Source organism: Novosphingobium sp. GW821-FHT09E05 (assembly GCF_059416165.1).
This window is the reverse complement of sequence record NZ_JBWKOQ010000001.1, coordinates 222,685-237,120: the sequence shown is the minus strand read 5'-3', so window position 1 is coordinate 237,120 and position 14,436 is coordinate 222,685. Positions and strand designations below refer to the sequence as shown.

Here is a 14,436-nt window from a genome sequence, read left to right as displayed (position 1 = left end):
CGCGGCGGTCACCCGCTCCGGAACGCGTGGGTGATCGGGTAGCGGCGGTCGCGGCCGAAGTTGCGGGCGGTGAGCTTGACCCCCGGCGGGGCCTGGCGGCGCTTGTATTCCGCGAGGTGGAGCAGCCGTTCGACGTGGCGGACGGCGCCGCGCTCGAAGCCTTCCTTGACCAGCTGCTCGACGCTCTTGTCGTTCTCGACGAGGCCGATGAGGATCGGGTCGAGCACGTCGTAGGGCGGCAGGCTGTCGTCGTCGCGCTGGCCCTCGCGCAGCTCTGCGCTGGGCGCGCGGGTCAGGGTGTTCTCGGGGATGACCGGATGCGCGGGGCCGAGGCCGATGCGCGGGACGTGGTGGTTGCGCCAGCGGGCGAGCGCGAAGACGGTCACCTTGTAGGCGTCCTTGAGCGGGTTGTAGCCGCCCGCCATGTCGCCGTAGATGGTCGCATACCCCACGCTCATCTCGCTCTTGTTGCCGGTGGTCACCAGCATCGGCCCGAACTTGTTCGACAGCGCCATCAGCGCGGCGCCCCGGATGCGGGACTGCAGGTTCTCCTCGGCAAGGTCGCGCGGCAGGCCGTCGAACGCCTCGCCGAGCATCGAATCGAAGCCGTCGATGGCCATGCCGATCGGCATTTCGCTATAGCGGATGCCCAGCGCCCGCGCGCAGGCGGCGGCGTCCTCGCGGCTCTCGGCGCTGGTGAAGCGCGAGGGCATCATCACGCCCCAGACCCGGTCGGCCCCCAGCGCATCGACGGCGATGGCGGCGCAGGTCGCCGAATCGATCCCGCCGGAAAGGCCGAGCACCACGCCGGGGAAGCCGTTGCGGTTCACGTAGTCGCGAAGGGCCAGGACCATCGCGCAGTAGATGTCCTCGGGGTGGACGGCGAGGCTTTCGACCGTGCCCCGGTCGCAGCGCCAGCCCTTGGCGGTCTTGGTCCAGCGGGTTTCGGCGACCTGCTCCTCCCAGTCGCGCAGCTGCACGGCAAGGCCGCCGTCGCCGTTGACCACGAAGCTCGCGCCGTCGAACACGAGTTCGTCCTGCCCGCCGACGCGGTTGAGATAGGCGAGCGGGAGCCCGGTATCGACCGCACGGCGCTTGGCGACCCCTTCGATGCGCAGGGCGTCCTTGTTGATCTCGTAGGGGCTGCCGTTGATGCAGACGAGCATTTCCGCCCCGAAGTCGGCAAGATGACGGCAGACTTCGGGCTGCCAGATGTCCTCGCAGATGGGGACGCCGATCATCGTGCCGCGCAGGATCACCGGCTCGGGCAGCGGCCCGGGCTGGAACAGACGCATCTCGTCGAAGGTGCCGTAGTTGGGCAGCTCGTGCTTGAGGCGCACGGCGGCGACCTTGCCCTGGTCGAGCAGGGCGACACCGTTGTGCAGCGCACCATCGAGTACGAAGGCGGAGCCGACCAGCATCGCCGGCCCGTCGCCCGCGCTCGCCTCGGCGAGCACCTGGAGCTGCGCGGCGGCGCGCTCGATCAGCGAGGGCTTGAGGATCAGGTCCTCGGGCGGGTAGCCGATCAGGTGGAGTTCGGGGAAGACGACGAGGTCGCTGCCCTGCGCCTTGTCGCGCGCGGCGAGGACGGCGGCGGCATTGCCGGAGATGTCCCCCACCGACTGGTTGAGCTGGGCGAGGGTGATCTTCAGCGTATCGGGCATGGCCCGGTTGATGCCCGGCAGGCAGGGGCAGTGCAAACGAAAATCGGCGCGGCGCGGCGCTTGGCCTCACCCCCCGCCGCCGGGCAGCGCCAGCTCGGTTCGATGGCGGAAGCCCGCGTCTGCGGCGGATACAAAAAACCCTCCCGGTGGGGAGGGCTTCTGTCCGTCGTGAAACGGACTTTCCATCGGTTCCCGTGAAGGTCCCGAACCGGAAAGCGGCGGGGATCAGCAGCCTGCCGAAGCAGGCGCCAGACCCCCTGCGCCGATTACATCGCCTCGGACGGAGCCTCGGTCGGAACGTCGGTGGCGTCACCGGTCATCATCTCTTCCGGCGTGGTCTCAACCGACTCAGTGGCCTCAGGAGCCGGGTCACCACCGCAAGCAGCGAGCGACAGAGCGGCAACCGACGCGAACGCCGCGAAAGCAATCTTCTTCATGCGAATCCCCTTGCATTGTTTGACCCATAGGCCAACGCTTGCAGGCAAGCCTGCAGCGCCAATCTTTAGACGAGACAATGGTGCAACGCAAATAGGATTGTTAAGGGCCGAAATCCGCTGATTTCCTAGGGCTTGCGAACATATAAAGATATCTTTATATGATGCGCCATGCGGATCGACCCCCTTCTGAGAGCGCTTTCGGAGCCGACGCGGCTGCGCATCATGCGCCTGCTCGCGCACATGGAACTGGCGGTCGGCGAACTCGCGCAGGTGCTCAGCCAGAGCCAGCCGCGCGTCTCGCGCCATATCCGCATCCTGTGCGATGCAGGGCTCGCCGAACGCCGCAAGGAAGGCAGCTGGGTGTTCCTGCGCAGCGCCGTCAACGAACGGGACCCGCCCTCGCTGGGCAGCGCCTCGGCGCAGCTGCTGGCGCTGGCCGAGCGCGACGACGCGCAGTTCTCCGCCCGCTGCGCCGAGGATCGCCGCCACCTCGCCGCGATCCGCGCCGGGCGCGAGGCGAGCGCGGAGGCCTATTTCGCGCGCCACGCGGTCGAATGGGATACACTGCGCCGCCTGCACGGCGCGGACGAGCCGGTGGAAGCCGCGCTGATCGGCGCGCTGGATAACGGGGACGAAACGCAGCCGCTCGGCGCGCTGCTCGACGTCGGCACCGGCACCGGGCGCATGGCCGAGCTTCTCGCCACGCGCGCGGGCCGCGTGACCGCGCTGGACAAGAGCCCGGAAATGCTGCGCATCGCGCGCGCCCGGCTGCAGGCGCTGCCGGCGGACAAGGTCGACCTCGTGCAGGGCGACTTCGGGGCCCTGCCCTTCGCCGCCGACGCCTTCGACACCGTGCTGTTCCACCAGGTGCTGCACTATTCGCTGGACCCCGGCGCGGTCCTGGCCGAGGCGGCGCGCGTGCTGCGCCGCGGCGGACGCATCGCCGTGGTCGACCTCGCCGCGCACGAGCACGAGGAACTGCGCGAACGCCACGCCCATGCGCGCCTGGGCTTTTCCGACGAGCAGATGCTGGCGCTGCTGGCCGGCGCCGGGCTCGAGCCCGGCCCGCCGGTCGCGCTGCCAGGCGATCCGCTCACCGTGAAGATCTGGACGGCGCGGCGCGGCGATGCGCCTGCCGTCGAAACCACCGTTAACCGAGAGACGAGCCTGACATGACCGCTACCACACGCCCCGCAGAGACCCCGCTGTTCGCGGGGCTGCCCGGCGACATCAACGTCTCCTTCGAATTCTTCCCGCCCAAGTCGGAGAAGATGGAGGAGCAGCTGTGGGATGCGATCACCCAGCTTGCCCCGCTCGATCCGAGCTTCGTCTCGGTGACCTACGGCGCCGGCGGCTCGACGCGCGAGCGCACGCATTCGACGGTGTCGCGCATCGTGCGCGAGACGTCGCTGGTCCCTGCCGCGCACCTCACCTGCGTGGCGGCGAGCAAGGACGAGATCGCCGAAGTCGCCGACCAGTACTGGGAAGCGGGCGTGCGCCACATCGTTGCGCTCCGCGGCGATCCGCCGCCGGCCGACGGCGGCCGCTTCGTGCCGCACCCCGAAGGCTACGCCAGCGCCGCCGCGCTGGTCGAGGGGCTGAAGGCGCGCCACGACTTCGAGATCTCGGTCGCCGCCTATCCCGAAATCCACCCCGAGGCGGCGAGCGCCGAGGCCGACCTCGACAACCTCAAGCGCAAGCTCGACGCGGGCGCCACCCGCGCGATCACGCAGTTTTTCTTCTCGACCGACGCCTACTTCCGCTTCCTCGACAAGGTGCTGGCGGCGGGCATCACCGCGCCGATCCTGCCGGGCATCATGCCGGTGACGAGCTTCGCGGCGATCCGGCGGATGAGCGGCAACACGCTCGTCCCCGATTGGCTGGAGACGATGTTCGCCGGGCTCGACGAGCGCCCCGGCCCGCGCGCGCTGGTCGCCGCCGTCGCCGCCGCCGACCTGTGCAAGCGCCTCTACGAAGGCGGCTCGCGCGATTTCCACTTCTACACCCTCAACAAGGCCGAGCAGGCCTACGCGATCTGCCAGCTGCTCGGCCTTCGCCCCAAGGAGAACGCGGCATGAGCGCACGCGAAACATTCCTCGCCGAGGCGGCCAAGCGCATCCTCATCACCGACGGCGCCTTCGGCACCGAGATCCAGAACTGGAAGCTCGCAGAGGCCGACTATGCCGGCAACCTCGGCCTGACCCACGACCAGAAGGGCAACAACGACATCCTCGCGCTGACCAAGCCCGAGGTGCCCGAGGCGATCCACCGCGCCTACTTCGAGGCCGGCGCCGACATCGCCGAGACCAACACCTTCTCGGCCAACCGCATCAGCCAGGCCGACTACGGCGCCGAGCATCTCGTGCGCGAGATCAACGTCGAATCGGCGAAACTCGCCCGCCGCCTCGCCGACGAGTACCAGGCGAAGGATGGCCGCCCGCGCTTCGTGGCGGGCGCGATCGGGCCGACCAACAAGACGCTCTCGCTCAGCCCCGACGTCAACGATCCGGGCTACCGCGAGATCGACTGGGACACCCTGACGAGTGTCTACAAGGAACAGGCGGCGGCTCTCATCGAAGGCGGCGCCGACTTCATCCTGATCGAGACGGTGTTCGACACGCTCAACGCCAAGGCCGGGATCATGGCGGTGCGCCAGCTCGAGGCGGAACTGGGCCGCGAGGTGCCGATCATGCTGTCGATGACGCTGACCGACCTGTCGGGCCGCAACCTCTCGGGCCACACAGTCGAAGCATTCTGGCACGCGGTGCGCCATGCGAAACCGATCACCATCGGCCTGAACTGCTCGTTCGGCGCGACGCAGCTGCGCCCGCACGTCAAGACGCTGGCCGAGACCGCCGACACGCTCATCATGATCTACCCCAACGCAGGGCTGCCCAACGAACTGGGCGAGTACGACGAGATGCCGGACACGACGGCGGGCTTCGTCGGCGAATGGGCTATCGCTGGGCAGGTCAACGTGCTGGGTGGCTGCTGCGGTTCCACTCCCGCGCATATCAAGGCCATCGCCGACAAGGTCGCCGCCATGCCGCCTCGCGTGCTGCCGCAGCTGGAAGCCGTGACGCGCCTCGCGGGCCTCGAACCCTTCATCCTCCCGGCCTGACGTGAACGCAGACATCCCCATCTGGCGCATCCGGCCCGCCGGCCCCGCCGATGCCGAGGCGCTGGCATTGGTGGGCGCGGCGACGTTCCTCGAGGCTTTCGCCGGCTTCATCGACGGCGCGGGCCTCGTCGCGCACTGCGCGGCCCAGCACTCGGCGGAGAAGTACCGCGCCTATCTCGCGGGCGGCGCGAAGGCGTGGCTGGCCGAGATCGAACCGGGCGGCGCGCCGGTGGGCTATGCGATGTCGTGCCAGCCCGAACTGGAGCTCGCGCAGCCCGGCGACGTGGAGCTGAAGCGCATCTACCTGCTCTCGCGCTTCCGGGGCTCGACGATCGCCGGCGCCCTGATGCAGGCCGTCATGGCCGAGGCGGGGGACGCCCGCCGCCTGCTGCTGGGCGTCAAGGACGACAACCACCGCGCGCTTTCCTTCTATGCCAAGCACGGCTTCGAGACGATCGGCACGCGCCGCTTCGACGTCGGCGGCAAGACCTATGACGACTTCGTGCTCGCACGACCTCTCTGATTCAACGAGAATGACAATGACCTCGACTGCCCCTGCATCCACCGGCGCCCGCTTCGTCAACATCGGCGAGCGCACCAACGTCACCGGCTCGGCGAAATTCAAGAAGCTCATCATGGCCGGCGACTATCCCGCCGCCGTCGAGGTCGCGCGCCAGCAGGTCGAGAACGGCGCGCAGGTCATCGACGTCAACATGGACGAGGGCCTGCTCGACGCGGTCGAGGCGATGACCACCTATCTCAAGCTGATCGCCGCCGAGCCAGACATCGCCCGCGTGCCGGTGATGGTCGACAGCTCGAAGTGGGACGTCATCGAGGCGGGGCTCAAGTGCGTCTCGGGCAAGCCGATCGTCAACTCGATCTCGATGAAGGAAGGCGAGGCGCCGTTCCTCGAGTCCGCGCGCAAGTGCATGGACTACGGCGCCGCCGTGGTCGTCATGGCCTTCGACGAGACCGGCCAGGCCGACACCAAGGAGCGCAAGATCGAGATCTGCAAGCGCGCCTACGGCCTGCTCACCGGCATCGGTTTTCCGCCTGAGGACATCATCTTCGATCCCAACGTCTTCGCGGTCGCCACCGGTATCGAGGAGCACGACCGCTACGGCCTCGACTTCATCGAGGCGGTGGCCGAGATTCGCGCCGCCTGCCCGCACGTCCACTTCTCGGGCGGACTGTCGAACCTCTCGTTCAGCTTCCGCGGCAACGAGATCGTGCGCCGGGCCATGCACTCGGTCTTCCTCTACCACGCGATCCCGGTCGGTCTCGACATGGCGATCGTCAACGCCGGCCAGCTCGACGTCTACGACCAGATCGAACCCGCACTGCGCGACGCCTGCGAAGACGTCATCATGATGCGCAATCCCGGCATCGGTGCCGACGGCAAGACCGCGACCGAACGCCTCATCGACCTCGCCGAAAGCTACAAGGGCAAGGACGTCGTCGCCGAGAAGGCCGCCGAGGAATGGCGCGGCTGGGACGTGGTCAAGCGGCTGGAGCACGCGCTGGTCCGCGGCATCGACGCTTATGTCGTCGAGGATACCGAGGAAGCGCGCGCCGCAATTTTCGCGCGCGGCGGGCGCCCGATCGAAGTCATCGAAGGCCCCCTGATGGGCGGCATGAACGTGGTCGGCGACCTGTTCGGATCGGGCAAGATGTTCCTGCCGCAGGTGGTGAAGTCGGCGCGCGTCATGAAGAAGGCCGTCGCCCACCTCATCCCCTACATCGAGGCGGACAAGCTCCCCGGCGCGAAGGCCAAGGGCCGGATCATCATGGCCACCGTCAAGGGCGACGTCCACGACATCGGCAAGAACATCGTCGGCGTCGTGCTGCAGTGCAACGGCTACGAGGTGATCGACCTCGGCGTCATGGTCCCGTGGAGCCGCATCCTCGAATCGGCGAACGAGAACCAGGCCGACATCATCGGCCTGTCCGGGCTCATCACCCCCTCGCTCGACGAGATGGTGACCGTGGCCGAGGAAATGCAGCGCGCGGAGATGAACATCCCGCTGCTGATCGGCGGCGCGACGACCTCCAAGGTCCATACCGCGCTGCGCATCGACCCGGCCTACACGGGGCCGGTGATCCACGTCCTCGACGCCAGCCGCGCGGTCGGCGTCGCCTCGCAGCTCCTCTCGGACACGCAGGCGGAAGGCTTCAAGTCGTCGGTCTCGATCGACTACGAGAAGGTGCGCGAGGCCCGCGCGAACAAGGGCCAGAGCGACCTGCTCCCGCTCGCCGACGCGCGCGCCAACGCCTTCCCGGCCGACTTCGCGCAGAAGGCTCCGGCCCCGGTCGAGCCGGGCCTCCACGTCTTCGAGGAATGGGACCTCGCCGACCTCGCCGAGACGATCGACTGGACGCCGTTCTTCCGCGCCTGGGAACTCGCGGGCAACTATCCGGCGATCCTGACGGACGAGGTCGTCGGCGAAAGCGCGAGCAGCCTCTTCGCCGATGCGCAGGCGATGCTGGCGAAGATCATCGACGAGAAGTGGCTGACCGCGAAGGGCGTCTGCGCCTTCTGGCCCGCGCATCGCGACGGCGACGACGTGCTGCTCGAGGACGGAACCCGCATCCCGATGCTGCGCCAGCAGGTCAAGAAGTCACGCGGGCGCGCGAACTTCTGCCTTGCCGACTTCATCGACACCCAGGACGACTGGCTGGGCGGCTTCGCAGTGGGCATCCACGGCATAGAGCCGCACCTCGCCCGCTTCCAGGCCGCGCACGACGACTACTCCGACATCCTGCTCAAAGCCCTCGCCGACCGCTTCGCCGAAGCCTTCGCCGAGCGCCTGCACGCCCATGTCCGCACGAAGCTGTGGGGCTACGCACCGGACGAGCAGTTCACCAACGAGGCGCTCATCCGCGAGGAATACCGCGGCATCCGCCCCGCACCCGGCTACCCCGCCTGCCCCGACCATTCGCTCAAGCCGATCCTGTTCGACCTTCTCAAGGCATCGGACAACGCCGGCATCATCCTGACCGAAAGCCAGGCGATGCTGCCGACGGCGGCCGTCTCGGGCTTCTACTTCGCGCACCCGGAAAGCCAGTACTTCGGCGTCGCCCGCATCGGCCGCGACCAGCTGGAAGACTACGCCAGCCGCCGCGCCGTCGACCTGCCCACGGCGGAGCGCTGGCTGCGTCCCAACCTCGACTGAGCGGAGGCCGGGACCGCGCCTCAAGAGCACCCGGCGTCCCCGGCCGAGCCGGGGACGCCGGGCTCACCCCATCGACTGCCCCGCCCGCCACAGGGCGCGGTGGCGCAAGTAAGCCTCGCCCACGTTGGCGCCGCCGGCGGCAACGGTCAGCACACCCAGCGCCGCATCGAGCCCATGGTGCGCCAGTTCGTCGATGGCAGGCGCGGTGTCCTGCCCCAGCTCGCGCGCCAGCATCTTGAGAACGTGGGCCTTCTCGGCGAATTCCATCTCGTTCAGCCAGTTCCACCGGCTCTCACCGCGCCCGGCGAAGGCATCCTGCGTATAGCGACCCATTGTTTCTTTTTCCGACCCGTGAGCGCTGCCGGCTGTCAGGTCCCCGCGACCTGAAAACGTTTGCAGCAACACCGAACTAACACCGGATCGGCAAAGCGCGCCTGAACCGGCTGCTACGGATTCCTACGAGCTGGCCAAAGTCATGGCCCCCGGCCCCCAATCGCCACGAAAGCGGAGGAAACCGCTCGGCCTGCGGGTTCCCATGCGCCCCCCGCATCTGCCATAGTCGGCCCCGTGAACGACGACGACTGGCCTTTCGAGACGACCTTCTACGGCGAACCCGACGCCGACATGATGGACATCCACGCCCCCGACGTGGACTGGTCGCCCGCCCCGGTGCCCGACGATGCGGCAGTGGCCAAGGCGCTGCACGACGTCTTCGGCTTCTCGTCCCTGCGCGGCGTGCAGAACCAGGTGGTGGACCGCGTCATCAACGGCCGCTCCACCCTCGCCATCATGCCGACCGGCGCGGGCAAGTCGCTGACCTACCAGCTGCCCGCCGTGCTGCTCCAGGGCACCTGCGTGGTCGTCTCGCCGCTGATCGCGCTGATGCACGACCAGCTGCGCTCGGCGCGCGCCAACGGCATCCGCGCCGCCGCGCTCACCAGCGCCGACACCGATGGCGCCCGGACGGTCGATGCCTTCCGCGCGGGCGAGCTCGACCTGCTCTACATCGCCCCCGAACGCGCCAGCCAGCCGCACTTCCGCGAACTGCTGATGAACGCACGCGTCGGCCTCTTCGCCATCGACGAGGCGCATTGCGTGTCCGAGTGGGGCCACGATTTCCGGCCCGACTACCGCCTGCTGCGCCCGCTGCTCGATGCCTTCCCCAACGTGCCCCGCCTCGCACTGACGGCGACGGCGGACAACCATACCCGCAAGGACATCCTCGCCCAGCTCGGCATTCCGGACGAGGGGCTGATCGTCGCCGGGTTCGACCGGCCGAACATCCGCTACACGATCCAGCCGCGCGACAATGCCGGCCGCCAGTTGAAGGCCGTGCTCGAGGACAATCCCGGCCCCGGCATCATCTACGCGCCCACCCGTGCGCGGGTGGAGCAGCTGGCCGAAAGCCTCGCCGCCGCCACCGGCCGCCGCGTGCTGCCCTACCACGCCGGCCTCGCGCCCGAGGTCCGCGCCCGCAACCAGGCCGCCTTCGTCGCGTCCGAGGACATGGTGATGGTCGCCACCGTCGCCTTCGGCATGGGCATCGACAAGCCCGACGTGCGCTTCGTCGCCCACGCCGGCATCCCCAAGTCGATCGAGGGCTACTACCAGGAAACCGGCCGCGCCGGGCGCGACGGCGACCCTTCGGTGGCGGTGATGTTCTGGGGCGCGGACGACTTCGCGCGCGCGCGCCAGCGCCTCTCGGAGATCGAACCGCACCGCCTCCAGAGCGAGCGCCAGCGCCTCGATTCACTCGCCGGGCTGGTGGAAACCGCCGCCTGCCGCCGCGCCGTCCTGCTGCGCCACTTCGGCGAGCATCCGCCCGAGACCTGTGGCAACTGCGACAACTGCCTCAATCCGGTCGGCGTGGTCGACGTCACCGACCTTGCCCGCAAGCTGCTCTCGGCGGTCTACCGCACCGGGCAGACGTATGGGCTGGGGCATCTGGAAAAGGTCCTGACGGGCGTCTCGGACGACCGCGTGCTCCAGCGCGGGCACGACCAGCTGTCGGTCTTCGGCATCCTCACCGAGGACGAGAAGCCGCTGCTGAAGGCGCTCGCCCGCGCGCTGCAGGCGCGCGGCAGCCTGACCCCGACCGAGCACGGCGGCCTCGCGCTCGGCGGCGATGCCCGCGCGATCCTCAAGGGTGAGGCGGCGGTCGCGATCGTGGTGCCGCCCAAGCCCGACCGCAAGCGCCGCTCGCGCGGCGGCGACGCCGTGTCCAACCCGGTCGACGATCCGCTGTTCGAAGCCCTGCGCGAACTGCGCCGCGAACTGGCAAAGGAGGCCGGCGTGCCGCCCTACGTGGTGTTCCACGATTCGACCCTGCGCGAAATGGCCGAGGGACGCCCCTCGTCGCTGGCCGAACTGGGCCGCATCGGCGGCGTCGGCACCCGCAAGCTCGACGCCTACGGCGAGGCGTTCCTGGCGGTGATCAGGCAGTTCTGAGGGGCTGGCGGACGTGTCCCCGCTCCCACCGGGGCCTGACTCGCCGCGCTGACCAAGATGCCGCTGTCGGCGCCAATCCTGCATTCGCCACCGGTTCGTGCGAACAGGGAGTTTGCATCAACAACCCCGTCGCCCCCGCGCAGGCGGGGGCCCGCTTGTTATCCAACCTCTCATCCGACACAAAGGAAGCAGGATCCCCGCCTTCGCGGGGATGACGGGCTTAGGTAGTAAGCTGCCATCGGCTGTCGATTGGGATAAGCAACCTTATGGTGCAAGCTGTAATTTATCTCCTCGTTGGGCTGGTTCTTGGCGGCGCTGTTTGGAAGCGTCTTCGACGTAGCCATGCGGACGCATCGATAATGACTTCTTATCGCAGCAATCAGCGCATCCCGTTTTGGTATTTCACCGGTTTGTTGGGCATCAGCGCGTTGGCATGTGTCGCTTACGGCTTGCGGGTTCTGCTTCAGTTTGTGCCGGTCGGTACTGGTTTGCGCTGAACGCAATACCTCCGCTTTGGGGCGCAACCAGGCGTCGCCTCCATCTTCAATCGGCGGCGGCGCCCGCATCCCCGAACGTCACCGGCACGGCCAGCCGGAACGGCAGTTCGGGCGAAGCGATGCGCGATTCCGAGCCGTCTTCATGGATCAGCACGACGCGGCCCACCCCGGGGGTCGCCACCACGGCGACGACGCTGTCGACCCAGTCGTGGAGCAGTGCGCGCACGCGGGCGAGCGCCTCGGCCTCGCTGGTGGTGGTGCCGGCGGCTTCCAGTTCGGCCTCGAGGTCGGCGATGCGGGAGGTCGCCTCGGCGATACGGTCGGCGTTGGTGTCGGTCATTGCAGGTCTCCTTGCCGTTGCAGCCGACTTGGGCGGCCGGGCCCGGCGGGGCAAGGGGACGATGCGTGCAATCGCCCGCGCGTTGGATCGGCGTCGTCCCCGCGAATGCAGGGACGACGGATCAGGTCAGAGCGGGTTGTCGAGCTGGATGATCGCCTCTTCGCTGGCGCGCTGGGTGGTCTTGAGTTCGCGGGCGGCCTTGAAGCTGGCGAGCACCGGCGTGTCGCGCTCATAGATGTCGGCGAAGGGCTTCAGCTCGCCGTCGATCGAGCGGGCGAAGGTGAAGTAGGTGAGGTAGACCGGGAAGGTGCGCGTCATTGGCACCTTCTTGTACTCGCCCGCGCGGGAAAGTTCGGCGGCCTCGGCGGCGGGCATCTGCGCGCCCAGGATCGCCATGGTCATGCCCAGCTCCACCGCGCGCTCGGTGCGGATGCAGCCGTGGCTGAAAGCGCGGACCTCGGAGTTGAAGTACTGCTTGGAGGGCGTGTCGTGCAGGTAGATCGCATGCGGGTTGGGCATGTCGATCTTCATCAGGCCGAGCGCGTTGCTCGGGCCCGGCTGCTGGACGACGGTGATCGTGCCATTCTCGTTCTTGTAGCCCTTGTAGTGGTTGGCCGCCGCCCATTTCGGGTTGCCCAGCACCCTGGCGCCCAGCCCCTCGCCCTTGACGATCGACTGCGGCACCGTCCAGGTCGGGTTGAAGACGACCGCGCTGACCGTCTCGGCCAGCTGCGGCGTCGCGGTGCGGCCGGGCTTGCCGACGACGGTCTTGTAAGTCCGCAGGATCTTGTTCTTGACCACCAGACGCAGCTGGAATTCGGGCACGTTGGTCATCAGGTAGACGGTGCCGAGATCGCGCGCGAGCCAGCGCCAGCGGTCCATGTTGGCCTGGATCAGCGCACGGCGCGGCTTGTTGGCCATCGGCGTGGCGTTCAGCTCGGTCTTGAGCGCGGCGTAGTCCGGGTTAGTCGGTGCGAGCTTGTCGACCACGCCGGCGATGTCGTGGTCGGACAGCGCCTGCGCCATGATCGTGGCGGTGGGCATCGCGTCCTGGTCCGGATCGACCGCGAACCACTGGACACGCGCGGTCATCGGCGTGCGGCCGTCGCGCAGGTCCTCGATCAGCCAGCCGAAGACGCGGCTGGCCAGAGCGTCGAGCGCGTCGCCCTCGCCCGCCGCTATCGCCGCCTTGAGAGCGCTGGGCTGGTAGTCGGCGGGCAGCAGCCCTTCCTTGCCGATGTACTCGACGGTCCTCAGCAGCGCCTGCGCGTCGGCCAGCGTCCAAGGCATGACCGGCTCCGACACGACGACGTCCTGCACCATCGGCGAGGACACCACCGGAACGCCGGCCGGGGTCGTGCCGGTGGCGGGGACGGCGCTTGGCCGCGCGGCGGGGAGCGGGGTCGGCGCGGAGGTGCGGACGGGCGCCGGCGTGGGCGCGCTGCTGGGCAGCAGATCCTCGGGCATCCCGGCCTTGGCCTTCTGGGCCTGCGCGACTTGCGCACCGAGGGACAGGATCGTTAGCGCCGAGACGACGCCGGGACCGAACCACTTGAAACTCACCATATTTGCCTGAAACCTGTCGACTGGATGCCCCGGGCTTTCACGAAAGCCCCTGGAATAACGCGCGGCGCCCCCCGAAGGTTGCCTGCCGCACCGCCGTGATGTGCGCTTTTACGCATCTTTCTTCAAGGATGCGACCTGTCGCAGGCATGAATTGCTTGCGCACAACCTTGCGCGGGGCGACAGGCGAGCGGTCATGCGAGCCCCTTCGAGCCCTCCTGCGTCCACCCTGCTGCCGGTCCTTTCCGTGATCGCGGGGATCGCCGCGTTCAGCGTGATGGACGCGGCGATGAAGGCGGCCTCGCTCATGGTCGGCGTGGGCACCGCGATGCTGCTGCGCAACCTGCTGGGCACCGCGATGATGCTGCCGATCTGGCTTGTCGCCGGGCGCCCCGTGCCGAGCCGCAAGGTGGCGGTGCTGCATCTCCAGCGGTCAGGCATCACCGCGATCATGGCGGCGCTGTTCTTCCACGGTCTCGTGCGTATCCCGATGGCCGAGGGCATGGCGATCTCGTTCTTCGCCCCCATCATCGCACTCTATTTCGCCGCGCTGCTGCTGGGCGAGACGATCCGCCCGCGAGCCATCCTTGCAGCGCTGCTGGGGCTGGTGGGCATGGTGGTGATCGGCGCCGACCGCTTCGGCGCCGGAGAATACGGACCCGAGGCGATAGAAGGCACGATCGCCATCGTCTTCTCGGCGGTTTTCTATGCGCTCAACCTCGTGCTCCAGCGCAAGCAGGCGATGCTGGCGGGGCCGGTCGAGATCGCGATGTTCCAGAACATGAACGTCGCGCTGATCTTCCTCGTCATCGCGCCGTTCTACTGGACCATGCCGGACGCGGTGAGCCTGGGCTGGGCCGCCCTTGGCGCGGCTCTGGCGACCACGGCGCTGCTGTTCCTGTCCTGGGGCTATGCCCGGGCCGAGGCGCAGGTGCTGGTCCCGGTGGAGTACACCGGTTTCCTCTGGGCGGCGCTGATGGGATGGCTGGTCTTCGGCGAGGCGCCGGGCGCAGGGGTCGTTGCCGGGGCCGCCCTGATCGTGCTCGGTTGTTGGATCGGCACGCGCAGGACACAAGAGGACACACTGATCTAGATCACCGCACGGCTTTCCCGACCAAAACTCCACCCCCCTGCCCCTTGACCTTCCGGCCCTTAGCGCGCATCGGCGGGCCGACGAATCCGCTTGTCGCACT

At 68.4% G+C, this 14,436-nt stretch carries 12 protein-coding genes; 7 read left to right on the top strand and 5 right to left on the bottom strand.

From position 1 onward, the window contains the following. Positions 1-8: 8 nt before the first annotated feature. Complete coding sequence (locus tag AC07M9_RS01140; protein WP_494880620.1) at positions 9-1,664, bottom strand: NAD+ synthase; 1,656 nt, start codon at positions 1,662-1,664, stop codon at positions 9-11. A 266-nt stretch (positions 1,665-1,930) separates the two neighbouring features. Further along, complete coding sequence (locus tag AC07M9_RS01135) at positions 1,931-2,101, bottom strand: hypothetical protein (RefSeq protein WP_007687823.1); 171 nt, start codon at positions 2,099-2,101, stop codon at positions 1,931-1,933. 168 nt (positions 2,102-2,269) lie between these two features. Here AC07M9_RS01135 and AC07M9_RS01130 point away from each other — a divergent pair, with 168 nt between their 5' ends. From AC07M9_RS01130 to metH, 5 genes are read left to right on the top strand one after another with little or no spacing between them, the layout of a single operon-like run. Next, a complete protein-coding gene (locus tag AC07M9_RS01130) occupies positions 2,270-3,277 on the top strand; it encodes an ArsR/SmtB family transcription factor (RefSeq protein ID WP_494880618.1) in 1,008 nt (335 codons plus the stop codon). After that, positions 3,274-4,179: a methylenetetrahydrofolate reductase [NAD(P)H] gene (gene metF, locus AC07M9_RS01125; RefSeq protein WP_494880616.1), complete on the top strand. Its 906-nt coding sequence runs from the start codon at positions 3,274-3,276 to the stop codon at positions 4,177-4,179. The genes AC07M9_RS01130 and metF overlap by 4 nt, the downstream gene beginning before the upstream one ends. Further along, complete coding sequence (locus tag AC07M9_RS01120) at positions 4,176-5,222, top strand: homocysteine S-methyltransferase family protein (RefSeq protein WP_494880614.1); 1,047 nt, start codon at positions 4,176-4,178, stop codon at positions 5,220-5,222. Before metF ends, AC07M9_RS01120 begins: the two co-directional genes overlap by 4 nt. Before the next feature lies 1 nt (position 5,223). Continuing rightward, entirely contained in the window at positions 5,224-5,745 is a 522-nt protein-coding gene (locus AC07M9_RS01115; protein WP_494880612.1) for a GNAT family N-acetyltransferase, read from the top strand. A 16-nt stretch (positions 5,746-5,761) separates the two neighbouring features. Then, positions 5,762-8,395: a methionine synthase gene (gene metH, locus AC07M9_RS01110; protein WP_494880610.1), complete on the top strand. Its 2,634-nt coding sequence runs from the start codon at positions 5,762-5,764 to the stop codon at positions 8,393-8,395. Between the two features lie 63 nt (positions 8,396-8,458). Here the strand turns inward: metH and AC07M9_RS01105 are convergent, their stop codons facing one another. Continuing rightward, positions 8,459-8,728, bottom strand: coding sequence for a hypothetical protein (locus AC07M9_RS01105; RefSeq protein WP_494880608.1), 270 nt, complete (start codon positions 8,726-8,728; stop codon positions 8,459-8,461). A gap of 234 nt (positions 8,729-8,962) precedes the next feature. On the opposite strand from AC07M9_RS01105, the gene recQ reads away from it, so the two are divergent. Continuing rightward, a complete protein-coding gene (recQ, locus tag AC07M9_RS01100) occupies positions 8,963-10,843 on the top strand; it encodes a DNA helicase RecQ (protein WP_494880606.1) in 1,881 nt (626 codons plus the stop codon). A gap of 543 nt (positions 10,844-11,386) precedes the next feature. Here the strand turns inward: recQ and AC07M9_RS01095 are convergent. Further along, positions 11,387-11,680 (bottom strand): hypothetical protein, encoded by a 294-nt coding sequence (locus AC07M9_RS01095; protein WP_494880604.1) that lies wholly within the window; start codon positions 11,678-11,680, stop codon positions 11,387-11,389. A gap of 126 nt (positions 11,681-11,806) precedes the next feature. Beyond that, entirely contained in the window at positions 11,807-13,246 is a 1,440-nt protein-coding gene (locus AC07M9_RS01090) for a L,D-transpeptidase family protein (protein WP_494880602.1), read from the bottom strand. A gap of 193 nt (positions 13,247-13,439) precedes the next feature. Between AC07M9_RS01090 and AC07M9_RS01085 the strand changes: the two genes are divergently transcribed. Continuing rightward, entirely contained in the window at positions 13,440-14,336 is an 897-nt protein-coding gene (locus AC07M9_RS01085) for a DMT family transporter (protein WP_494880600.1), read from the top strand. Positions 14,337-14,436: the final 100 nt, after the last annotated feature.

Excerpts from the sequence above, each read along its gene's own strand:
- AC07M9_RS01140 (WP_494880620.1), bottom strand. The coding sequence starts at position 1,664 with ATGCCCGATACGCTGAAGATCACCCTCGCCCAGCTCAACCAGTCGGTG.
- AC07M9_RS01135 (WP_007687823.1), bottom strand. The coding sequence starts at position 2,101 with ATGAAGAAGATTGCTTTCGCGGCGTTCGCGTCGGTTGCCGCTCTGTCG.
- AC07M9_RS01130 (WP_494880618.1), top strand. The coding sequence starts at position 2,270 with ATGCGGATCGACCCCCTTCTGAGAGCGCTTTCGGAGCCGACGCGGCTG.
- metF (WP_494880616.1), top strand. The coding sequence starts at position 3,274 with ATGACCGCTACCACACGCCCCGCAGAGACCCCGCTGTTCGCGGGGCTG.
- AC07M9_RS01120 (WP_494880614.1), top strand. The coding sequence starts at position 4,176 with ATGAGCGCACGCGAAACATTCCTCGCCGAGGCGGCCAAGCGCATCCTC.
- metH (WP_494880610.1), top strand. The coding sequence starts at position 5,762 with ATGACCTCGACTGCCCCTGCATCCACCGGCGCCCGCTTCGTCAACATC.
- AC07M9_RS01105 (WP_494880608.1), bottom strand. The coding sequence starts at position 8,728 with ATGGGTCGCTATACGCAGGATGCCTTCGCCGGGCGCGGTGAGAGCCGG.
- AC07M9_RS01095 (WP_494880604.1), bottom strand. The coding sequence starts at position 11,680 with ATGACCGACACCAACGCCGACCGTATCGCCGAGGCGACCTCCCGCATC.
- AC07M9_RS01090 (WP_494880602.1), bottom strand. The coding sequence starts at position 13,246 with ATGGTGAGTTTCAAGTGGTTCGGTCCCGGCGTCGTCTCGGCGCTAACG.
- AC07M9_RS01085 (WP_494880600.1), top strand. The coding sequence starts at position 13,440 with ATGCGAGCCCCTTCGAGCCCTCCTGCGTCCACCCTGCTGCCGGTCCTT.